This is a genomic window from Pseudomonas sp. GNP014, assembly GCF_054344005.1.
Genome location: NZ_JBTGUS010000001.1, coordinates 567090 through 588735 on the forward strand (window position 1 = coordinate 567090; position 21646 = coordinate 588735).

Annotated in this window: 18 protein-coding genes; 15 read left to right on the forward strand and 3 right to left on the reverse strand. The window is 59.6% G+C overall.

Annotated elements, in window-relative coordinates:
• Positions 1 to 18 precede the first annotated feature (18 nt).
• The 11 genes from ACXX9E_RS02735 to ACXX9E_RS02785 all read left to right on the forward strand — a co-directional run bounded on the left by ACXX9E_RS02735 (position 19) and on the right by ACXX9E_RS02785 (position 14155).
• The gene (locus tag ACXX9E_RS02735; RefSeq protein WP_458554998.1) at positions 19 to 2862 is read left to right on the forward strand and encodes an LPS-assembly protein LptD; all 2844 of its coding nucleotides are present in this window, start codon (positions 19 to 21) and stop codon (positions 2860 to 2862) included.
• Positions 2837 to 4159: a peptidylprolyl isomerase SurA gene (surA, locus tag ACXX9E_RS02740; protein WP_458554999.1), complete on the forward strand. Its 1323-nt coding sequence runs from the start codon at positions 2837 to 2839 to the stop codon at positions 4157 to 4159. Before ACXX9E_RS02735 ends, surA begins: the two co-directional genes overlap by 26 nt.
• Entirely contained in the window at positions 4156 to 5145 is a 990-nt protein-coding gene (gene pdxA, locus ACXX9E_RS02745) for a 4-hydroxythreonine-4-phosphate dehydrogenase PdxA (protein WP_458555000.1), read from the forward strand. The genes surA and pdxA overlap by 4 nt, the downstream gene beginning before the upstream one ends.
• A complete protein-coding gene (rsmA, locus tag ACXX9E_RS02750) occupies positions 5142 to 5960 on the forward strand; it encodes a 16S rRNA (adenine(1518)-N(6)/adenine(1519)-N(6))-dimethyltransferase RsmA (RefSeq protein WP_123469266.1) in 819 nt (272 codons plus the stop codon). The genes pdxA and rsmA overlap by 4 nt, the downstream gene beginning before the upstream one ends.
• Before the next feature lie 112 nt (positions 5961 to 6072).
• Positions 6073 to 6453 (forward strand): Co2+/Mg2+ efflux facilitator ApaG/CorD, encoded by a 381-nt coding sequence (gene apaG / locus ACXX9E_RS02755; protein WP_123469268.1) that lies wholly within the window; start codon positions 6073 to 6075, stop codon positions 6451 to 6453.
• Positions 6453 to 7334: a symmetrical bis(5'-nucleosyl)-tetraphosphatase gene (locus tag ACXX9E_RS02760; RefSeq protein WP_123469270.1), complete on the forward strand. Its 882-nt coding sequence runs from the start codon at positions 6453 to 6455 to the stop codon at positions 7332 to 7334. The genes apaG and ACXX9E_RS02760 overlap by 1 nt, the downstream gene beginning before the upstream one ends.
• A gap of 33 nt (positions 7335 to 7367) precedes the next feature.
• Complete coding sequence (gene glpE / locus ACXX9E_RS02765) at positions 7368 to 7697, forward strand: thiosulfate sulfurtransferase GlpE (protein WP_123469272.1); 330 nt, start codon at positions 7368 to 7370, stop codon at positions 7695 to 7697.
• 294 nt (positions 7698 to 7991) lie between these two features.
• Entirely contained in the window at positions 7992 to 9914 is a 1923-nt protein-coding gene (locus tag ACXX9E_RS02770) for a PrkA family serine protein kinase (RefSeq protein ID WP_003228848.1), read from the forward strand.
• Between the two features lie 117 nt (positions 9915 to 10031).
• Positions 10032 to 11303, forward strand: a complete 1272-nt coding sequence (locus ACXX9E_RS02775) for a YeaH/YhbH family protein (RefSeq protein WP_007910114.1) — start codon at positions 10032 to 10034, stop codon at positions 11301 to 11303.
• The gene (locus ACXX9E_RS02780; RefSeq protein WP_123469274.1) at positions 11300 to 12862 is read left to right on the forward strand and encodes a SpoVR family protein; all 1563 of its coding nucleotides are present in this window, start codon (positions 11300 to 11302) and stop codon (positions 12860 to 12862) included. Before ACXX9E_RS02775 ends, ACXX9E_RS02780 begins: the two co-directional genes overlap by 4 nt.
• A 63-nt stretch (positions 12863 to 12925) precedes the next feature.
• Positions 12926 to 14155 (forward strand): multifunctional CCA addition/repair protein, encoded by a 1230-nt coding sequence (locus tag ACXX9E_RS02785; RefSeq protein WP_123469276.1) that lies wholly within the window; start codon positions 12926 to 12928, stop codon positions 14153 to 14155.
• Positions 14156 to 14237: 82 nt separating this feature from the next.
• Here the strand turns inward: ACXX9E_RS02785 and folK are convergent, their stop codons facing one another.
• Both folK and folB read right to left on the reverse strand, forming a co-directional pair.
• On the reverse strand, positions 14238 to 14756 hold the full coding sequence (gene folK, locus ACXX9E_RS02790) for a 2-amino-4-hydroxy-6-hydroxymethyldihydropteridine diphosphokinase (protein WP_123469278.1): 519 nt from the start codon (positions 14754 to 14756) through the stop codon (positions 14238 to 14240).
• Entirely contained in the window at positions 14747 to 15103 is a 357-nt protein-coding gene (folB, locus tag ACXX9E_RS02795; RefSeq protein WP_064390789.1) for a dihydroneopterin aldolase, read from the reverse strand. The genes folK and folB overlap by 10 nt, the downstream gene beginning before the upstream one ends.
• 74 nt (positions 15104 to 15177) lie before the next feature.
• On the opposite strand from folB, the gene plsY reads away from it, so the two are divergent.
• Positions 15178 to 15747: a glycerol-3-phosphate 1-O-acyltransferase PlsY gene (gene plsY / locus ACXX9E_RS02800; protein ID WP_123469280.1), complete on the forward strand. Its 570-nt coding sequence runs from the start codon at positions 15178 to 15180 to the stop codon at positions 15745 to 15747.
• Positions 15748 to 15770: 23 nt separating this feature from the next.
• Here the strand turns inward: plsY and tsaD are convergent, their stop codons facing one another.
• A complete protein-coding gene (gene tsaD, locus ACXX9E_RS02805; RefSeq protein ID WP_123469282.1) occupies positions 15771 to 16796 on the reverse strand; it encodes a tRNA (adenosine(37)-N6)-threonylcarbamoyltransferase complex transferase subunit TsaD in 1026 nt (341 codons plus the stop codon).
• Between the two features lie 199 nt (positions 16797 to 16995).
• On the opposite strand from tsaD, the gene rpsU reads away from it, so the two are divergent.
• The 3 genes from rpsU to rpoD all read left to right on the forward strand — a co-directional run bounded on the left by rpsU (position 16996) and on the right by rpoD (position 21572).
• The gene (gene rpsU / locus ACXX9E_RS02810) at positions 16996 to 17211 is read left to right on the forward strand and encodes a 30S ribosomal protein S21 (protein WP_002551877.1); all 216 of its coding nucleotides are present in this window, start codon (positions 16996 to 16998) and stop codon (positions 17209 to 17211) included.
• 481 nt (positions 17212 to 17692) lie between these two features.
• Positions 17693 to 19657, forward strand: coding sequence for a DNA primase (gene dnaG, locus ACXX9E_RS02815; RefSeq protein ID WP_123469284.1), 1965 nt, complete (start codon positions 17693 to 17695; stop codon positions 19655 to 19657).
• A 67-nt stretch (positions 19658 to 19724) separates the two neighbouring features.
• Positions 19725 to 21572, forward strand: a complete 1848-nt coding sequence (gene rpoD, locus ACXX9E_RS02820; RefSeq protein WP_108592083.1) for an RNA polymerase sigma factor RpoD — start codon at positions 19725 to 19727, stop codon at positions 21570 to 21572.
• Positions 21573 to 21646: the final 74 nt, after the last annotated feature.

Genomic DNA, 21646 nt, shown 5'->3' on the forward strand with positions numbered 1-21646 from the left:
GAAGCCCGGACTAATAAGATGGCATTGAAATCCCCCGCGTTTCGTAAAAAATTTCCGTTGTTGGTAACCGGCAGTCTGCTGGCTATGCAACCTCTGGCCAGTCAATTCGTTGTTGCCGCCGAGCAGTATGACTGCTCCGTCTCGGCTACGGGTGGCTGGGACTGTTCGCCCAAGACGCCGGCGGCTGCATTGCCACCGCGTCCGGTGCATGACGGCAGTGCCGTCAGCGCCACCGGCGAAGCCCCGGCCGAGAACGGTTCGGTTGCCGACTCTGGCGCCAAACCGGTCCTCGTCACCGAAGCCAAGGGCCGTGGCCTGAAATCCCGTAGCGAAGACTTCAGTCACCTCGACTGGGTTCCGCGCGAGAAGCTCACCGCCGCCCAATTGGCCGAGACCGGACCTTACTGCTCTGGTGCCTATATCGAACCGATTCGTCCTGGCATGAATGACAAGACGAATAAAAGTGACGCCCCGACCTTTATCGGCGCGAAAGCCTCGCGCTATAACACCGATGATCAAGTCGGTACGCTGGCCGGCGATGTCGTCCTGCGTCAGGGCAGCATGCAGGTCGAGTCCGACGAGGCCAGCCTGTATCAGGCCGAAAGCCGCGCCGAACTCAATGGCGACGTGCGTATCCGTGACAACGGCGCGCTGATCGTCGGCGACCATGCCGATGTGCAGCTCGACACCGGTGAAGCCAAGGTCGACAACGCCGAATACGTGATGCACAAATCGCGCATCCGCGGTAACGCGCTGTACGCCAAGCGTGCCGAAAACGCGATCATCCGTTTGAAGGACGGCACGTACACCACGTGCGAACCGAACAGCAACGCGTGGCAGCTCAAGGGCAACAACATCACCCTGAACCCGGCCACCGGCTTCGGTACCGCGACCAACGTGACGCTGCGCGTAAAAGACATTCCGATTCTGTACACACCGTACATCTACTTCCCGATCGACGATCGTCGTCAGTCGGGCTTCCTGCCGCCGACCATCGGCACCGGCAGCGATACCGGCTTCATGCTGGTGACCCCGTACTACTTCAACCTGGCGCCGAACTACGATGCCACGTTGTACCCGCGTTACATGGCCAAACATGGTCTGTTGATGGAAGGCGAATTCCGCTACCTCACCAAGTCCAGCGAAGGTCAGTTCGGTGCGGCGTACCTCAACGACGAGAGCAACGAGCGCGACAAGCAGACCGACTCCGAAAAAACGCGCTACATGTACAACTGGCAACACAAGGGCGGTCTCGACTCCCGTGTGCTGACCTCCGTTGATTACACCAAGATCAGTGATCCTTATTACTTCCAGGATCTGCAAACTGATCAGATCGGTGTTAAAAGCTCGGACTACGTAAACCAGCAGGGCTCGGTCACTTATCGTGGCGATAGCTACACCGCATCGATCAATGCGCAGGCCTATCAACTGGCGACCGTAGCGGCCATCACACCTTACAATCGCCTGCCGCAAATCACGTTCATGGGATCGCTGCCTTACCACCCCGGCGGTTTGGACTTCTCATACAACACGGAAGTCGTGCGGTTTGATCGCGACCTGAAAGACGGCACTTACCTGGACGAGGATGGCGGACCGCCGTTCAACCCTTTGACCGGCATCGTCGGCACTCGACGGCTTGATACCAACGTTCAAGGTCTCGCGCGCGCAACTGGCGACCGCTTGAATCTGGCACCTTCCGTCAGCCTGCCGATGAACTGGACTTACGGCTTCCTGAAACCGACGCTCAAGTACCAGTACACCCAGTACCAATTGGACCTGGATGCCCAAGGTAAACGCGATATCGTTACCATGCAAAACACGGCAGCGCAGGCTGGCACGAAGTACATCAGTGGTGAGTTCGGCAGCAATCAGAACCGCAGCGTTCCGATTGCAAGCATCGACAGTGGTCTGTACTTCGACCGCGATACATCCTATTTCGGCAAGAACTACCGCCAGACGCTGGAGCCGCGCCTGTTCTACCTCTATGTCCCAGAGGTCGACCAGGAAGACATTCCTGTGTTTGATACAAGCGAGACCACGTTCAACTACTCGTCGTTGTTCCGTGACAACCGCTTCACCGGCTCCGACCGTGTCGGTGACGAGAACAAACTGTCGTTGGGCGTGACCAGCCGCTGGATCGAAGATAACGGGTTCGAGCGTCAACGCGTCAGCGTGGGTCAGGCTTATTACTTCAAGGACCGCGAAGTTCAATTGCCGGGTATCGATCCGAAAACCCGTTCGGATGCACAGTCCAATGTTTCGCCATACGCACTGGAGTACGAATACCGCTGGAACCGCGACTGGCGCACCACGGCCGACTACAACTGGGATCCGGACAGCCGCAGCCCTCGCTCGGGCAGCGCGATGTTCCATTACCAGCCTGAAGACAACCCGAACAAGGTTATCAACGCCGGTTATCGCTATCGCAACGACCAGGTTCGCTACGATCAGAACACCGGTAAATGGACTGTGGGCGGCGGCGACTACGGCACCCCGGGCCAGGCTGGTTACATCAAGGACTACTACAAGATCAAGCAGCATGACTTCTCGGTCATCTGGCCGATCGTTCCACAGTGGAACGCGATCAGCCGCTGGCAGTACGACTACAACCGTAACCGTACGCTGGAAGCCTTTGGTGGTTTCGAGTACGACAACTGCTGCTGGAAACTGCGCCTGATCAACCGTTACTGGGTTTCCTACGACGAATTCAGTCAGGAAGCTCCGCAAAACGAAAAAGGCGACCATGGCGTCTTCCTCCAAATTGTTCTGAAGGGACTCGGCGGCCTGACTGGCGCCAAGGTAGAGAGCTTCCTCGACAAAGGCATTCAAGGTTATCGTGAACGTGAAGACCAAGCTTTCTGATTGTCTGCGCCCGCTGATGCTGGGCGCGCTGTTCCTGGGCACGGCGGCCAGCGCCGCCGTGCAATCCATTGATAAAGTGGTCGCCATCGTCGATAACGATGTGGTCATGCAGAGCCAACTGGATCAACGCGTCCATGAAGTTCAACAGACCATCGCCAAGCGTGGCGGCGGTCTGCCGCCTCCGGGCGTGCTGGACCAGCAGGTGCTGGAGCGTCTGATCGTCGAAAACCTGCAACTGCAGATCGGCGAGCGTTCCGGCATCCGCATTACCGATGAAGAGCTGAATCAGGCTGTCGGCACCATTGCCCAGCGCAACAACATGACTGTGGAGCAATTCCGCGCAGCCCTGGCTCACGACGGTCTGAACTACGACGACGCCCGTGACCAGATCAAGCGCGAGATGATCATCAGCCGCGTGCGTCAACGCCGTGTGGCAGAGCGCATTCAGGTCTCCGAGCAGGAAGTGAAGAACTTCCTCGCTTCCGACCTCGGCAAGATGCAACTGTCCGAAGAACTGCACCTGGCCAACATCCTGATTCCGACCCCGGAAAGCGCCAACTCTGAAGCCATTCAGAGCGCTGCACGTCAGGCGATGGAGGTTTACCAGCAGCTCAAGCAAGGCGCTGACTTCGGTCAGATGGCCGTTGCCAAGTCGGGCAGCGACAACGCGCTGGAAGGCGGCGACATGGGCTGGCGTAAAGCCGCGCAACTGCCACCGCCGTTCGACCGCGAGTTGAGCAGCATGGCCGTTGGCGACATCACTCAACCTGCACGCACTCCGGGTGGTTTCATCATCCTCAAGCTGCTGGCAAAACGCGGTGGCGAAGCGCAGATGCGTGATGAAGTGCATGTGCGCCATATCCTGGTCAAGCCAAGCCCGATCCGCGACGAAGCCAAGACCAAAGCCCTGGTGCAATCGCTGTACGAGCGCATCCTGGCCGGTGAAGATTTCGCTGAACTGGCGAAGAACTACTCCGAAGACCCGGGTTCCGCGCTCAACGGCGGCGACCTGAACTGGATCGACCCGAACGCACTGGTACCGGAATTCCGCGAAGTGATGGCCAAGACCCCGCAAGGTCAGCTGTCTAAGCCGTTCCAGACCCAGTACGGCTGGCACGTGCTGGAAGTCCTTGGCCGTCGCGCCACCGACAGCACCGAGCAGGCTCGCGAGCAACAGGCGATGACGGTTCTGCGTAACAAGAAGTACGACGAAGAGCTGCAAACCTGGCTGCGTCAGATCCGTGACGAAGCGTACGTAGAGATCAAACTCCCTGGTGCAGACCAGGCAGCGCAGTGAAACCCAAGCGTTTTGCGCTGACACCCGGCGAACCAGCCGGCATCGGTCCCGACCTGTGCCTGCTGCTCGCCTCGCAAGCCCAGCCACACCCCCTGATTGCCATTACCAGCCGCGACCTGCTCTCCGAGCGGGCCGCGCAACTGGGGCTGGTCGTCAATTTGCTGGATGTTGCGCCTGACCAGTGGCCGGATGTTCCTGCACCCGCCAACAGCCTTTACGTCTGGGATACTCCGCTCAGCGCCCCCGTGGTTGCCGGGCAAATGGACAAGGCCAACGCCGCTTTCGTTCTCGAAACCCTGACCCGCGCCGGCAACGGCTGCCTGAACGGCGACTTTGCCGGGATGATCACCGCCCCGGTGCACAAGGGTGTGATCAACGAGTCGGGCATCGCGTTCTCCGGGCACACGGAATTCCTCGCCGACCTGACCCACACCGCGCAGGTCGTGATGATGCTCGCCACCCGCGGTTTGCGTGTGGCACTGGTCACCACGCACCTGCCCCTGCGCGATATCGCCGATGCGATCACGCCGCAGCGGCTGGAGCGAGTCACGCGGATCCTGCACAGCGACCTGCAAGAAAAATTCGGCATCGCCCGGCCACGCATCCTGGTCTGCGGGCTCAACCCGCACGCCGGCGAAGGCGGACACCTGGGCCATGAAGAAATCGACATCATCGAACCCACTCTGGAGCGCCTGCGCGGCGAGGGCATGGACCTTCGTGGCCCGCTGCCTGCCGACACTCTGTTTACCCCCAAATATCTGGAGCACTGCGACGCAGTGCTGGCGATGTACCACGACCAGGGCCTGCCCGTGCTGAAGTACAAAGGCTTCGGCGCCGCCGTCAACGTGACCCTTGGCTTGCCGATCATCCGTACATCGGTCGACCACGGCACCGCCCTGGATCTGGCCGGCAGCGGCAAGATCGACACCGGCAGCCTGCAGGTCGCCCTGGAAACCGCCTACCAGATGGCCGAGACCCGTTTATGACCGAGCAATACCAACACAAGGCGCGCAAACGCTTTGGCCAGAACTTCCTGCACGATGCCGGCGTTATCGACCGCATCCTGCGCTCCATCAGCGCCAAACCTGACGACCGCATGCTGGAAATCGGCCCGGGCCAGGGCGCACTGACAGCCGGCCTGCTCAGCTCCGGCGCGCAACTCGATGTGGTGGAACTGGACAAGGACCTGATTCCGATCCTCAACCAGCAGTTCGCCGGCAAGAGCAACTTCAACCTGCATCAGGGCGATGCGCTGAAGTTCGACTTCAATACGTTGAATGCCGCGCCGAACAGCCTGCGAGTGGTCGGCAACCTGCCGTACAACATCTCCACGCCGCTGATCTTTCACTTGCTGAACAACGCCGGCATCATTCGCGACATGCACTTCATGCTGCAGAAAGAAGTGGTCGAGCGTCTGGCGGCCGGCCCGGGTGGCGGTGACTGGGGTCGCCTGTCGATCATGGTTCAGTACCACTGCCGCGTGGAACACCTGTTCAACGTTGGCCCGGGTGCATTCAACCCGCCGCCGAAGGTCGACTCGGCCATTGTCCGTCTGGTGCCGCATACTGTACTGCCACACCCGGCCAAGGATCATCGCCTGCTGGAGCGCGTCGTCCGCGAAGCGTTCAACCAGCGTCGCAAGACCCTGCGCAATACCCTCAAGCAATTGATGACCGCTGCCGAGATCGAGGCCGCCGGTGTTGACGGCAGCCTGCGCCCCGAGCAACTGGACCTGGCCGCATTCGTGCGCCTGGCCGACCAGCTCGCCGAACAGGTTCCGGCCTCTCCCGTCGCCGACTGACTGGCGATGAACGCTATCGGGCAGGACGCCACTCTGGTTTACTGCCCGATACTTGCCTAGACTGAATCCCCATCAGCTACGCCCCGCGTTCCGCTTCGTTAAGGCCTTTTGCATGTCCGATTCCCGTTACCAGGTCGATGTCAGCGTCGTTACCCGCTATCTGGCAGACCAATCGCAACCCGAGCACGACCGCTTCGCCTTCGCCTACACCATCACCGTGCAGAACAATGGCGAGCAGCCCGCGCGCCTGATGTCCCGGCACTGGGTGATTACCGATGGCGACGGCCATGTCGAGGAAGTCCGCGGCGCCGGTGTCGTTGGCCAGCAACCGCTGATCGCTGCAGGCCAAAGTCACACCTACAGCAGCGGCACGGTCATGACCACCAAAGTCGGCACCATGCAGGGCACCTATGAAATGGTCGCCAATGACGGCAAACATTTCGACGCAGTCATCAAGCCCTTCCGCCTTGCCGTGCCCGGAGCCCTGCACTGATGACGACGTACGCCGTCGGCGACCTGCAAGGCTGCCTCGAACCGCTCAAATGCCTGCTCAAGCAAGTAGCGTTCGACCCGGCACACGATCGGCTGTGGCTGGTCGGCGATCTGGTCAACCGTGGCCCGCAATCGCTGGAGACCCTGCGCTTCCTCTATGGCATGCGTGAATCGCTGGTCTGCGTCCTCGGCAATCACGATCTGCACCTGCTCGCCGCCGCTAACAACATCGAGCGCTTGAAGAAGTCCGACACCCTGCGCGAGATTCTCGAAGCGCCGGACGCGACCGACCTGCTCGAGTGGCTGCGCCAGCAGAAACTCATGCACTACGACGAGCAGCGCGACGTCGCCATGGTCCACGCCGGCATTCCCCCGCAATGGTCCCTGCGCAAGGCCTTGAAGTATGCCGCCGAAGCCGAAGCCGCACTGCGTGACGACAACCTGCTTCCGTTGTACCTCGATGGCATGTACGGCAACGAACCGGCGAAATGGGACAGCGATCTCACCGGCGTGACCCGCCTGCGCGTCATCACCAACTATTTCACCCGCATGCGCTTTTGCACCGCCGACGGCAAGCTTGATCTCAAGAGCAAGGAAGGCCTCGACACCGCCCCGCCAGGCTACAAACCCTGGTTTCAGCATAAAGAGCGCAAAACCCGTGGCCTGCGCATCATCTTTGGCCACTGGGCGGCGCTGGAAGGCGATGTCCATGAACCGGGTATCTCGGCGCTGGATACCGGTTGTGTCTGGGGTGGCAGCCTGACCCTGATGAACGTCGACAGCGGCGAGCGCGTGTCGTGCAAATGCGATGCACACGGCGGTCTTGCGCCAACCGTCGCACCACTTATCCCCGAACCATCGCCAGTCAGCGCGCCGCGTTAGACTGCGCTTTCAGCCGAGCAACAGGAACCCGCCATGAGCGAATTCAAACGAATCCCCCCGGAACAGGCCCAGGCCCTGCGCGAGCAAGGCGCCGTGGTGGTCGATGTCCGCGATCCTGCGACTTATGCCGCCCTGCATATCAGCGGTTCAAAGCACTTGGACAACCACTCGCTGCACGCCTTCATCCAAGGTGCCGATCTCGACGCACCGACGGTTGTCGTCTGCTACCACGGCAATTCCAGTCAGGGCGCTGCGGCCTATCTGGTCAGCCAAGGCTTCTCCGACGTCTACAGCATGGACGGCGGCTTCGAGCTGTGGCGTACGACTTATCCGTCGGAAACCGCGCAAGGCACCGCCGAATAATTTTTTTGTCACGTGCAGGCCCCGGCTGCCGTGGGCCTGCGCGGGGCAGACGAACGGTCTGCCACACATAATTACGTATCTCGCCTTTACCTCGCGAATTCCCAACTATCCTTAAGCCCAGGCCATCCAAAACAGGGGAGAGCCGGTACACCGGCGCACGGGTCATCGGGAGTGACTTTCAAGGTTGTCGACCGCGAAAGTGTTCTGGGGGGTAAACAAGCGGCCACCGCGGCTGCTTGCCAGCATCGACTGACTGATCCGGCGTCGGCTCCACGTATCGAGCGAGGTGACGTCATGAGTATCTTTAGCCACTTCCAACAACGCTTCGAGTCCACACGCCAGGAAGAACTCTCGCTGCAGGAGTACCTGGAACTGTGCAAAAAGGATCGCAGCGCCTACGTTTCCGCCGCCGAGCGTCTGTTAATGGCTATCGGCGAACCGGAACTGCTCGACACCTCGACCAACTCGAGGCTGTCGCGCATCTTCTCCAACAAGGTGATCCGGCGCTATCCGGCCTTTGAAGACTTCCACGGGATGGAAGAATGCATCGACCAGATTGTTTCGTATTTCCGCCACGCCGCCCAAGGCCTGGAAGAGAAGAAACAGATCCTCTATCTGCTCGGCCCCGTCGGCGGCGGTAAATCGTCCCTGGCCGAGAAGCTGAAACAACTGATGGAAAAAGTGCCCTTCTACGCGATCAAGGGCTCGCCGGTATTCGAATCGCCCCTGGGTCTGTTCAACGCTACCGAAGATGGCGCGATCCTCGAGGAAGACTTCGGCATTCCACGGCGCTACCTGAACACCATCATGTCGCCATGGGCGACCAAGCGCCTGGCCGAATTCGGTGGTGACATCAGTCAGTTCCGCGTGGTCAAGCTGTACCCGTCGATCCTCAACCAGATCGCCGTGGCCAAGACCGAACCGGGCGACGAGAACAACCAGGACATCTCGGCACTGGTGGGCAAGGTCGATATCCGCAAACTCGAGGAATACCCACAGAACGACGCCGACGCCTACAGCTACTCCGGTGCGCTGTGCCGGGCCAACCAGGGCCTGATGGAATTCGTCGAAATGTTCAAGGCACCGATCAAGGTGCTGCACCCATTGCTGACCGCCACCCAGGAAGGTAACTACAACAGTACCGAAGGTCTGGGCGCGATTCCCTTCACCGGGATCCTGCTCGCGCACTCCAACGAATCGGAGTGGCACACCTTCCGCAACAACAAGAACAACGAAGCCTTCATCGACCGGATCTACATCGTCAAAGTGCCGTACTGCCTGCGCGTCAGCGACGAGGTGAAGATCTACGACAAGTTGTTGTTCAACAGCTCCCTGGCCAAGGCCCACTGCGCACCCGACACCCTGAAGATGCTGGCGCAGTTCACTGTGCTGTCACGCCTCAAGGAGCCGGAAAACTCCAACATCTATTCGAAGATGCGCGTCTACGACGGCGAAAACCTCAAGGACACCGATCCGAAGGCCAAGTCGATTCAGGAATACCGCGACTCGGCAGGCGTCGACGAGGGCATGAACGGTCTGTCGACCCGGTTTGCGTTCAAGATCCTGTCCAAGGTGTTCAACTTCGACCCGCATGAAATCGCCGCCAACCCGGTGCACCTGCTCTACGTGCTGGAACAGCAGATCGAACAGGAGCAGTTCCAGGCCGAAACCCGCGAGCGCTATCTGCGCTACCTCAAAGAGTATCTGGCGCCGCGTTACATCGAATTCATCGGCAAGGAGATCCAGACCGCGTACCTCGAGTCTTACAGCGAATACGGGCAGAACATCTTCGACCGCTACGTGCTGTATGCGGACTTCTGGATTCAGGATCAGGAATACCGCGATCCGGAAACCGGCGAGATCCTCAACCGTGTGGCACTGAACGAAGAACTGGAGAAAATCGAGAAACCGGCGGGCATCAGCAATCCGAAGGATTTCCGCAACGAAATCGTCAACTTCGTCCTGCGCGCCCGGGCCAACAACAACGGCAAGAACCCGACCTGGCTCAGCTACGAAAAACTGCGGGTGGTCATCGAGAAGAAAATGTTCTCGAACACCGAGGACCTGCTGCCAGTCATCAGCTTCAACGCCAAGGCCAGCAAAGAGGATCAACAGAAACACAACGACTTCGTTACACGAATGGTCGAACGCGGCTACACCGACAAACAGGTACGGCTTCTTTCCGAATGGTACCTACGGGTCCGCAAATCGCAATAAAGCAGCTGCAAGCTTCTAGCGACAAGCTGCAAGAGAACAGCAGAGACCGGTTTCGGGAACGGGAGAGCTTTCACTTGCAGCTTGGGGCTTATGACTTGAAGCTCCCCGGAGGGGTCTATGAGCTATGTGATCGACCGACGTCTCAATGGCAAGAACAAGAGCACGGTGAACCGCCAACGTTTCCTGCGGCGTTACCGTGATCACATCAAGAAGGCTGTCGAAGAGGCGGTCAGCCGCCGCTCCATTACCGATATGGAGCACGGCGAGCAAATCAGTATTCCCGGTCGCGACATCGACGAACCGGTGCTTCATCATGGCCGCGGCGGCAAGCAGACCGTGGTGCATCCCGGCAACAAGGAGTTCACCGCCGGCGAACACATCGCCCGTCCACCGGGAGGCGGCGGCGGACGCGGGCCGGGCAAGGCCGGCAATTCCGGCGAGGGCATGGACGAGTTCGTCTTCCAGATCACTCAGGAAGAATTTCTCGAATTCATGTTCGAGGACCTCGAACTGCCGAATCTGGTCAAACGCAACCTGAGCGGTACCGACACCTTCAAGACCGTGCGCGCCGGGATCAGCAACGAAGGCAACCCTTCTCGCATCAATATCATCCGCACACTGCGTTCGGCTCACGCGCGGCGCATCGCGCTGTCCGGCAGCAGCCGGGCAAAACTGCGGGAAGTCAAAGAAGAACTTGAGCGTCTGAGACGCGAAGAGCCAGACAACTTCGGCGATATTCAGGAGCTTGAGGCAGAAATCGAGAAACTCAGCGCGCGTATCCATCGCGTTCCGTTCCTCGACACGTTCGACCTGAAATACAACCTGCTGATCAAGCAGCCCAACCCCAGTTCGAAAGCGGTGATGTTCTGCCTGATGGACGTCTCCGGCTCCATGACCCAGGCCACCAAGGACATCGCCAAACGCTTCTTCATCCTGCTGTACCTGTTTCTCAAGCGGAACTACGACAAGATCGACGTGGTGTTCATCCGCCATCACACCAGCGCCCGAGAAGTCGATGAGGAGGAGTTTTTCTACTCACGGGAAACCGGCGGCACCATCGTTTCCAGCGCCCTGAAGCTGATGCAGGAGATCATGGCCGAGCGTTATCCGAGCAACGAGTGGAATATCTACGCCGCCCAAGCCTCCGACGGCGACAACTGGAACGACGACTCGCCGATCTGCCGCGATATCCTGATCAACCAGATCATGCCGTTTGTGCAGTACTACACTTATGTGGAGATCACCCCGCGCGAACATCAGGCCTTGTGGTACGAGTACGAACGCATCGCCGAAGCCTTTTCCGACACGTTTGCCCAGCAGCAACTGGTCTCGGCCGGGGATATCTATCCGGTCTTCCGTGAACTCTTCCAGCGCAGGTTAGTGACATGACCGCCAAAGAGCAGAAGCGCCAACCCATTTCCACCGGCTCCGAATGGACGTTCGAGCTGATCCAGACCTATGACCGCGAAATCGCCCGTATCGCGGCCGGTTATGCGCTGGATACCTATCCCAACCAGATCGAAGTGATCACCGCCGAGCAGATGATGGATGCGTATGCCTCGGTGGGCATGCCACTGGGTTATCACCACTGGTCCTACGGCAAGCATTTCCTCAGCACCGAAAAATCCTACAGCCGCGGGCAGATGGGCCTGGCCTACGAGATCGTGATCAACTCGGACCCGTGCATCGCCTACCTGATGGAAGAAAACACCATCTGCATGCAGGCACTGGTGGTAGCGCACGCGTGCTACGGCCACAACAGCTTCTTCAAGGGCAACTACCTGTTCCGCACCTGGACCGACGCCAGCTCGATCATTGATTACCTGGTGTTCGCCAAGCAGTACATCATGCAGTGCGAGGAACGCCACGGCATCGACGCGGTGGAAGACCTGCTCGACTCCTGCCATGCGCTGATGAACTACGGTGTCGACCGCTACAAGCGTCCGTATCCGATTTCCGCCGAAGAGGAACGCCGGCGGCAGAAGGACCGCGAAGAGCACATGCAGAAGCAGATCAACGATCTGTGGCGCACCATTCCCAAAGGCGCAGACAAATACAGCGACAAGGACAACGCACGCTTCCCGGCCGAACCGCAGGAAAACATTCTGTATTTCATCGAGAAGCACGCGCCGCTGCTGGAGCCGTGGCAGCGCGAGATCGTGCGGATCGTGCGCAAGATCGCCCAGTATTTCTATCCACAGCGCCAGACCCAGGTGATGAACGAAGGCTGGGCGACATTCTGGCACTACACGCTGATGAACGACCTGTATGACGAGGGCCTGGTCACGGATGGGTTCATGATGGAATTTCTCACCTCGCACACCAGCGTGGTGTTCCAGCCAGGTTTCGACAGCCCCTACTACAGCGGGATCAACCCGTATGCCCTGGGCTTTGCCATGTACCGTGACATTCGGCGCATGTGCGAAGAGCCGACTGAAGAGGACCGGCGCTGGTTCCCGGACCTGGCGGGCACTGACTGGTTGTCATCCATCAAGTTCGCCATGAGCAGCTTCAAGGACGAGAGTTTCATCCTGCAATACCTGTCACCGAAGGTGATCCGCGACCTGAAACTGTTCAGCATTCTCGATGATGATCAGAAGGATGATCTGCTGGTACCGGCGATCCACGACGAAGGTGGCTACCGAATCATTCGCGAAACCCTCGCTGCGCAGTACAACCTCGGCAATCGCGAACCGAACGTGCAGATCTACAGCATCGACCGCCGTGGCGACCGCTCGCTGACCCTGCGTCATCAGCAGCACGACCGCAAACCGCTGGGCGACTCCACCGACGAGGTGCTCAAACACCTGCATCGCCTGTGGGGCTTCGACATTCATCTGGAAACCCTGCAAGGCGACCAGATCATGAAAACCCATCACGTTCCGCCACGCAGTGAACACAGCGAAGGGGATTACGGCCGACTTGACCTCGCCGTCATTCATCTTTGATCCGCTTGCGGCCTCCGAAAGCCTGACACAAGGGTTATCCTGTCAGGCTAACGGAGGTTTTTTATGCAGATTTTCAAGGTTGGCGGCGCGGTTCGCGATCGCTTGCTGGGTATCCCGGTTACCGATGTCGATTGGGTAGTGGTCGGTGCAACCACGGAAGAAATGCTCGCCCAGGGTTATCGCCCGGTCGGTGCGGATTTCCCGGTGTTTCTCCATCCCAAAAGCGGCGAGGAGTACGCCCTCGCCCGCACCGAACGCAAAAGCGGTCGCGGCTATGGCGGTTTCACTTTTCACGCCAGCCCCGACGTCACGCTTGAAGAAGACCTGATCCGCCGCGACTTGACCATCAATGCGATGGCCGAAGACGATCAGCAGCATCTGACTGATCCGTATCAGGGGCAACGTGATCTCGAGAACCGGATTTTGCGCCACGTTTCCCCGGCGTTTGCCGAAGATCCTCTGCGGGTACTGCGTGTGGCGCGCTTCGCCGCCCGCTATGCCGGACTGGGTTTCACGATCGCACCCGAGACACTCGCGTTGATGCGTCAGCTCAGCGACTCCGGCGAACTGCAAGCGTTGACGGCTGAACGCAGCTGGAAAGAAATCTCTCGGGCATTGATGGAAGATCAGCCGCAGGTATTCATCCAGGTGCTGCGCGACTGCGGCGCACTGAAAGTGTTGATGCCGGAAGTTGACGCGCTGTTCGGCGTACCGCAACCCGAGGCTCATCATCCGGAAATAGACAGCGGTGTGCACACCCTGAGCGTGCTGGAGCAATCAGCCCTGCACAAGCAACCGCTGACCGTGCGCTGGGCTTGCCTGCTGCACGATCTCGGTAAAGGCCTGACACCGGAAGACGAGTGGCCTCGGCACATTGCCCATGAGCATAAAGGCCTGCGGCTGATCAAAGCAGTCAACGAGCGCTTCAAGGCGCCGAAGGATTGCCAGGAACTGGCGTTGCTGGTGGGCCAGTATCACACCCACGGCCATCGCGCCCTGGAACTGAAAGCATCGACGCTGCTGGAGCTGCTGCACAGTTTCGATGTGTATCGCCGGCCGCAGCGTTTCGAAGAATTCATCGTCGCCTGCGAAATGGATGCGCGCGGACGCAAAGGGCTGGAGCAGCGTAGTTATCCACAAGCGGATTATTTGCGCGGCGCGGCCAAGGTAGCGCGTGGCGTGGCAGTACAGCCGTTGCTGGAGAAAGGGTTCAAAGGCCCGGAGCTGGGCGAGGCGCTCAAGCGCGAGCGGCTCAAGGCGTTGAAGGCTTACAAAGAAGCGGCGTCAGCTTGAAAGGTTTCGCGAGCAAGTCCGTCCCCACATTGCAATGCACTTCTCTGTGGGAGCGGGCTAGCTCGCGAAGGCGTCGGTCAGCTCACATCAAATCAGCAGGCGTGAGCTGCTCGCCCCGCCACTCGAACGCCACTGGCGCCAGTACCTGATCAATCTGCGCCTCGGCCCACACTGTCGCGAAGCTTTTTCCCACGCCCGGATGCACGCGATCCGGCGCAATCAGCGACAGCGGCCACAGCACAAAGGCGTTTTTCAGTATTTCGGCGCGCGGCAGCGTCAATCCATCGAAATTCCCCACCAGATCGCCGTACAACAGCACGTCGATATCCAATGGCAAACCCTTGCGATCCGGCGCGTAACGGCCGTTGTCAGCCTCGATGAACTTCAAGCGGCGATCCAGCTCCATCAGCGACAGATCGGTATAGGCCGACACCACGAAGTTGAAGAACGGCCCACTCTTGATTCCCACCGGCTGGCTTTCGAATACCGCCGAACAGCGGATATCGACCAAGAACGTCGCCAATGCGTCGAGACCTGCACGCAAATGGGTTTCACGCTCGATATTGCTACCGAGCCCGAGATAAATCTGAGTCAGCGACATCCGCGCTCGATCTCCACGCCCACGCCACCCTTGGCCGCCGGCACGGCGCCGGGCTTGGTCAATTTCAGACGCACCCAAGTGATCTTGAATTCACTCATCAGCACTTCCACCAGACGCTCGGCGAACGTCTCGACCAGTTGGAACTGTGCCTGCTCGGCAAAGGCCTGGATGCGCGTGGAGACGCTGGCGTAATCGAGCGCCAGGGTCAGGTCGTCACCGGCCGCCGCCGGACGATTGTCCCAGGCGAAGCTCAGGTCAAGACGCAGACACTGGCGGATGCCGCGCTCCCAGTCGTAGGCACCGATCACGGTGTCGACTTCCAGGCCCTCGATAAACACTCTGTCCAAGCACTTCTCTCCGCTGCACGACAAGGGCGCAATGCGCCGTTAGAATCAGGGCGTCCTCGCCCGGAATAGTTAGCATGTTTTGGTTACTGGCGACTCTCGCCTACCTGCTCGGCTCTCTGTCCTTCGCCATTTTGCTCAGCCGCCTCACCGGAAACCCGGATCCGCGAATGAGTGGCTCGGGCAATGCCGGCGCCACCAACATGCTGCGCCTGGCCGGTCGCAAACTGGCGATCCTGACCCTGCTGGGTGATCTGTGCAAAGGCCTGGTGCCGGTGCTGATCGCAGCGGCCATGGGCCTTTCGCTGCAGGATCAGGCCTGGATCGGCGTGTGCGCCGTGATCGGTCACCTGTTCCCGCTGTACTTCCGCTTTCGCGGCGGCAAAGGCGTCGCCACGGCTGCCGGCATGCTGCTGGGCCTGTATCCGCCCGCCGCGCTGCTGGCGGTGTGTGCCTGGCTGCTGACGTTCTACCTGACCCGCACCAGCTCGCTGGCGGCGCTGATCGCCACGCCGCTGACCCTGCCCTTGCTGGCCTGGCAGGAACCGGAAGCGCTATTGCCGATGAGCGCGTTGACGCTACTGATCGTCTGGCGCCACCGCGGCAATCTACGCGACCTGTTTGCCGGGCGCGAACGGCATTTTTAAATACCGCCCGTGAACGCCGCTCATCACAGCGCCGACAATTGCTCCATCGGCCAGCGCGCCTGCACGCTGATCGCCAGACTTTCCTGCTGACCGGCCTGCAAACGCTGGCAACCGGCAAACGCGATCATCGCGCCATTGTCGGTGCAGAACTCGGGACGGGCATAAAACACATCGCCCTTCATATCGCCGAGCATCTTTTCCAGCGAAACACGCAACGCCTTGTTGGCACTGACGCCGCCAGCGATCACCAGACGCTTCATCCCGGCCTGTTTCAGGGCACGCTTGCACTTGATGGTCAAAGTCTCCACCACGGCCTGCTGGAACGCCAGCGCGATGTCGCAACGGGCTTGCTCGCCGTCGTCCCCGGCGCTGACGCATTGCTGCCAGGTGTTGAGAGCAAAGGTTTTCAGGCCGCTGAAGCTGAAATCCAGGCCCGGGCGATCACACATCGGACGCGGAAAGGTAAAACGTCCTGCGACGCCCTTCTCGGCCAGCTTGGCGATTTCCGGTCCGCCCGGATAATTGAGGCCCATCATTTTTGCGGTCTTGTCGAACGCTTCGCCGGCGGCATCGTCGAGCGTTTCGCCGAGCAGGCTGTATTGGCCGATGCCATCGACCTGAACCAGCTGCGTATGACCGCCGGAGACCAACAAAGCGACGAACGGAAATTCCGGCGGTTTTGGCTCCAGCATCGGCGCCAGCAAGTGGCCTTCCATGTGGTGCACACCGAGTGCCGGAATGCCCCAGGCAAACGCCAGTGCCTGCGCGCAGGAAGCACCCACCAGCAGCGCGCCGACCAGGCCAGGACCCGCGGTGTAGGCGATGGCGTCGATCTCGGTCGGCACGCAGTCAGCCTCGGCCAACACCTGACGAATCAAGGGCAGCATGCGCTTGACGTGGTCACGCGAGGCCAGCTCCGGCACGACACCGCCGTAGACGCGGTGCAGGTCGATCTGACTGAACAGCGCATCGGCCAGCAGACCGCGTTCACTGTCATATAATGCGACGCCGGTTTCGTCGCAGGAGGTTTCTAATCCCAGTACTAGCATGGGTTTGCGCCTTGTTTAGGCTGAATTCGAAGGCGCGCATAATAGTCGCCACGCGATGCCCCGACTAGCGGTTTTCGATCAGAGGCTTTGCATTCCGAGCGATGAGGGGTTAACATCCGCAACCCTTAAAAACCGACGTCTTCAAGTGCTCTTTTGCCGCGAGGATGTTGACCCCGGTAATGAATGAAGGTAGCTCTGGATGCCAGCCGTCAAAGTTAAAGAGAACGAACCCTTCGACGTAGCTCTGCGTCGTTTCAAGCGCTCCTGCGAAAAAGCCGGTGTACTGGCTGAAGTTCGTAGCCGCGAATTTTACGAGAAGCCAACTTCTGAGCGTAAGCGCAAAGCAGCAGCCGCTGTTAAGCGTCACGCCAAGAAAGTTCAGCGCGAACAGCGCCGCGCCGTTCGTCTGTACTAATACGCAGACGATCGTAGCAAGCTTCTGCCAAGCCCGGCCCTCAGCCGGGCTAATGGCATTTGCGTAAAAACGCTTGATGCTTCACCGTCGAAGCCGCACACGCGACCTAGACAAACCCGCTTCACCGCGTCAGGCCTGGCTCTTTTGCCAGCGGTGCACGTCTTTTCTGACGAGCCTTTCAAGGCTACTGACGAGCACACCCACTGATTCCTCTCACGACGATCAGCCCAAGGCACCTGCATGCGTGCCCGCTTTATTGAGCTATCCGAGGCCCTTGACCGGCCGTCAGCGGATTCAGCGCAACACTTTCAAATAGTCGAAGGCTGATTGTTACTAACGTCAGTGGATTTTCGGCAGATACACTTCCCGACAGCGATTACGCAACCGAACCCGGTCGAACCGCCCATTGTGTGCGTTTCACTCAAGACCTGCGTCCGGCCGCCCTTCGCATCGGACTCATTACAGCGCAGACGAGAACGCCATGGCCGGGCTGATTCCCCAGAGCTTCATTGACGACCTGCTGAACCGCACCGACATCGTCGATGTGGTGAGCTCGCGCGTGCAATTGAAGAAGGCCGGCAAGAATTACACCGCCTGTTGCCCGTTTCACAAAGAGAAAACCCCGTCCTTCAGCGTCAGCCCCGACAAGCAGTTCTATTACTGCTTCGGCTGCGGCGCCGGCGGTAATGCCCTCGGCTTTCTCATGGATCACGACAACCTGGACTTCCCCCAGGCCGTCGAGGATCTGGCCAAAGCCGCCGGCATGGAAATCCCCCGCGAAGAAAGCGGTCGCCCGCACAAACCGCGTCAACCGACGGATTCGCCGCTGTACCCGCTGCTCACCGCCGCCGCCGATTTTTACCGGCAGGCGCTCAAGAGCCACCCGGCACGCAAAGCCGCAGTCGACTATCTCAAGGGCCGCGGCCTGACCGGCGAAATCGCCCGGGATTTCGGCCTCGGCTTTGCGCCGCCGGGCTGGGACAACCTGTTCAAGCACCTGAGCAGCGACACCTTGCAACAGAAGGCCATGATCGACGCCGGCCTGCTGATCGAGAACGCCGAAACCGGCAAACGCTATGACCGCTTCCGCGATCGCGTGATGTTTCCGATCCGCGACACCCGTGGCCGAATCATCGCTTTCGGTGGCCGGGTGCTTGGCGACGACAAGCCGAAGTACCTGAACTCACCGGAAACCCCGGTATTCCATAAAGGCCAGGAGCTCTACGGCCTTTATGAAGCGCGCAAAAACAACCGCAACCTCGACGAAATCATCGTCGTCGAAGGTTATATGGATGTCATCGCCCTCGCCCAGCAAGGCCTGCGCAATGCCGTGGCCACGCTGGGTACCGCGACCAGCGAAGAACACTTGAAACGCCTGTTTCGCGTGGTGCCGAACGTATTGTTTTGCTTCGACGGTGACCAGGCCGGCCGCAATGCCGCCTGGCGCGCACTGGAAGCGACCCTTCCGTGCCTGCAGGACGGACGCCGCGCGCGCTTTCTGTTTCTGCCGGAGGGCGAAGACCCGGACACTCTGGTCCGCGCCGAAGGCACCGACGCCTTCAAGGCGCGAATCAATCAGCATGCGCAGCCACTGGCGGATTATTTCTTCCAGCAATTGACCGAAGAAGCCGATCCGCGCTCGCTCGAGGGCAAGGCGCACATGGCCACCCTCGCCGCACCGTTGATCGACAAAGTGCCGGGCGCGAACTTGCGCATCCTGATGCGGCAGCGCCTGACCGAAATCACCGGCCTGAGCAGCGAAACTGTCAGCCAGCTGGCGCAAAGTGCGCCGCAGGAAGCGCCGCCCGCCTACGATCCGGGCATCGACTACGACGCAATGCCGGATTACAGCGACTACCATCAGCCGCAGGCACAGGACATGTACGTGCCGCAGCAGGAGTGGACGCCGAAGAAACCCGGCGCTGGCGGCAAGAAATGGGACAAAAAGCCCTGGGACAAGAACGGCAAGCGTGGCGATCGCGATCAACCGCAGCGTCAGCGCACGCCGATTGGCGTCGAATCGCCGACCCTGACCGCCCTGCGCACCTTGCTTCATCACCCGCAACTGGCCGAGCGCGTTGAAGACGCCGGGCACATTGCGGACGAAAACCAGACCAATGCCCAGTTGCTTGTGGCCTTGCTCGAAGCCGTACAGAAGAATCCCAAGCTAAACTCATTTCAGTTGATCGCGCGATGGCACGGCACTGAACAGGGGCGTCTGCTCAAGGCACTGGCTGAAAAGGAATGGTTGATTGACGGAGATAACCTTGAACAACAGTTTTTCGACACCATTACTAGCTTGTCAGCCCGCCAACGCGAGCGAAATCTGGAACAGTTGCTCAGGAAAGCGCGTCAAAGCGAACTGAGTGCCGAAGAGAAAAATCAACTGCGCGACCTTTTAAGTCGCAATGTTTCCGCATCAAACCCGACCTCAACTGGCGCGTGAGGTCATAGCTCAGGTATAATCCTCGGCTTGTTTTTTGCCCGCCAAGACCTTCAGTGGATAGGGTGTTATGTCCGGAAAAGCGCAACAGCAGTCTCGTATTATTGAGTTGATCAAACTGGGTCGTGAGCAGAAGTATCTGACTTACGCCGAGGTCAACGACCACCTGCCCGAGGATATTTCAGATCCGGAGCAGGTGGAAGACATCATCCGCATGATTAACGACATGGGGATCCCCGTACACGAGAGTGCTCCGGATGCGGACGCCCTTATGTTGGCCGACGCCGATACCGACGAGGCCGCTGCGGAAGAAGCAGCCGCCGCGTTGGCAGCGGTGGAGACCGATATCGGTCGCACCACCGACCCCGTGCGCATGTACATGCGTGAAATGGGTACGGTCGAGCTTCTGACTCGTGAAGGCGAAATCGAAATCGCCAAACGTATCGAAGAAGGCATCCGTGAAGTGATGAGCGCTATCGCGCACTTCCCTGGCACGGTTGACCACATTCTCTCCGAGTACACCCGCGTCACCACCGAAGGTGGTCGCCTGTCCGACGTACTGAGCGGTTACATCGACCCGGACGACGGCATTGCGCCGCCGGCGGCCGAAGTGCCGCCGCCGATCGACGCGAAAGCCGCCAAGGCTGACGACGACACCGACGACGATGACGCCGAAGCTTCGGATGACGAAGAAGAAGCCGAAAGCGGTCCGGATCCGGTCATCGCTGCCCAGCGTTTCGGCGCTGTGGCCGATCAGATGGAAATCACCCGCAAGGCCCTGAAAAAGCACGGTCGTCACAACAAGGCAGCGGTTGCCGAGTTGCTGGCCCTGGCCGAGCTGTTCATGCCGATCAAACTGGTGCCGAAGCAATTCGAAGCCCTGGTCGAGCGTGTTCGCAGTGCCCTGGATCGTCTGCGCCAGCAAGAGCGCGCGATCATGCAACTGTGCGTACGTGATGCACGTATGCCACGCGCCGATTTCCTGCGTCAGTTCCCGGGCAATGAAGTCGACGAAAGCTGGTCCGACGCACTCGCCAAAGGCAAGAGCAAATACGCCGAAGCCATTGGTCGCGTACAGCCGGACATCATCCGTTGCCAGCAGAAGCTGATTGCGCTGGAAACCGAGACCGGCCTGACCATCGCTGAAATCAAGGACATCAACCGTCGCATGTCGATCGGTGAGGCCAAGGCCCGCCGCGCGAAGAAAGAGATGGTTGAAGCGAACTTGCGTCTGGTGATCTCGATCGCCAAGAAGTACACCAACCGCGGCCTGCAATTCCTCGATCTGATCCAGGAAGGCAACATCGGTCTGATGAAAGCGGTGGACAAGTTCGAATACCGTCGTGGTTACAAGTTCTCGACTTATGCCACCTGGTGGATCCGTCAGGCGATCACTCGCTCGATCGCCGACCAGGCCCGCACCATCCGTATTCCGGTGCACATGATCGAGACGATCAACAAGCTCAACCGTATTTCCCGCCAGATGCTGCAGGAAATGGGTCGCGAACCGACTCCGGAAGAGCTGGGCGAACGCATGGAAATGCCTGAGGACAAGATCCGCAAGGTGTTGAAGATCGCTAAAGAGCCGATCTCCATGGAAACCCCGATCGGTGATGACGAAGACTCTCATCTGGGTGACTTCATCGAAGACTCGACCATGCAGTCGCCAATCGATGTTGCAACCGTTGAAAGCCTGAAAGAAGCGACCCGCGAAGTGCTGTCCGGCCTCACTGCCCGTGAAGCCAAGGTACTGCGCATGCGTTTCGGTATCGACATGAACACCGACCACACACTCGAAGAAGTGGGCAAACAGTTTGACGTAACCCGTGAGCGGATCCGTCAGATCGAAGCCAAGGCGCTGCGCAAGCTGCGCCACCCGACGCGAAGCGAGCATCTGCGCTCCTTCCTCGACGAGTGATACCAGAACCCCCGGCCCAGGCCGGGGGTTTTGTTTTCCGGTCAGATTAAATTCCGCGCACCACCCCTCCCCCG

Excerpts from the sequence above, each read along its gene's own strand:
- ACXX9E_RS02760 (WP_123469270.1), top strand. The coding sequence starts at position 6,453 with ATGACGACGTACGCCGTCGGCGACCTGCAAGGCTGCCTCGAACCGCTC.
- apaG (WP_123469268.1), top strand. The coding sequence starts at position 6,073 with ATGTCCGATTCCCGTTACCAGGTCGATGTCAGCGTCGTTACCCGCTAT.
- rpsU (WP_002551877.1), top strand. The coding sequence starts at position 16,996 with ATGCCAGCCGTCAAAGTTAAAGAGAACGAACCCTTCGACGTAGCTCTG.
- ACXX9E_RS02770 (WP_003228848.1), top strand. The coding sequence starts at position 7,992 with ATGAGTATCTTTAGCCACTTCCAACAACGCTTCGAGTCCACACGCCAG.
- ACXX9E_RS02780 (WP_123469274.1), top strand. The coding sequence starts at position 11,300 with ATGACCGCCAAAGAGCAGAAGCGCCAACCCATTTCCACCGGCTCCGAA.
- ACXX9E_RS02775 (WP_007910114.1), top strand. The coding sequence starts at position 10,032 with ATGAGCTATGTGATCGACCGACGTCTCAATGGCAAGAACAAGAGCACG.
- plsY (WP_123469280.1), top strand. The coding sequence starts at position 15,178 with ATGTTTTGGTTACTGGCGACTCTCGCCTACCTGCTCGGCTCTCTGTCC.
- glpE (WP_123469272.1), top strand. The coding sequence starts at position 7,368 with ATGAGCGAATTCAAACGAATCCCCCCGGAACAGGCCCAGGCCCTGCGC.
- rpoD (WP_108592083.1), top strand. The coding sequence starts at position 19,725 with ATGTCCGGAAAAGCGCAACAGCAGTCTCGTATTATTGAGTTGATCAAA.
- tsaD (WP_123469282.1), bottom strand. The coding sequence starts at position 16,796 with ATGCTAGTACTGGGATTAGAAACCTCCTGCGACGAAACCGGCGTCGCA.
- rsmA (WP_123469266.1), top strand. The coding sequence starts at position 5,142 with ATGACCGAGCAATACCAACACAAGGCGCGCAAACGCTTTGGCCAGAAC.
- folK (WP_123469278.1), bottom strand. The coding sequence starts at position 14,756 with ATGTCGCTGACTCAGATTTATCTCGGGCTCGGTAGCAATATCGAGCGT.
- ACXX9E_RS02735 (WP_458554998.1), top strand. The coding sequence starts at position 19 with ATGGCATTGAAATCCCCCGCGTTTCGTAAAAAATTTCCGTTGTTGGTA.
- dnaG (WP_123469284.1), top strand. The coding sequence starts at position 17,693 with ATGGCCGGGCTGATTCCCCAGAGCTTCATTGACGACCTGCTGAACCGC.
- ACXX9E_RS02785 (WP_123469276.1), top strand. The coding sequence starts at position 12,926 with ATGCAGATTTTCAAGGTTGGCGGCGCGGTTCGCGATCGCTTGCTGGGT.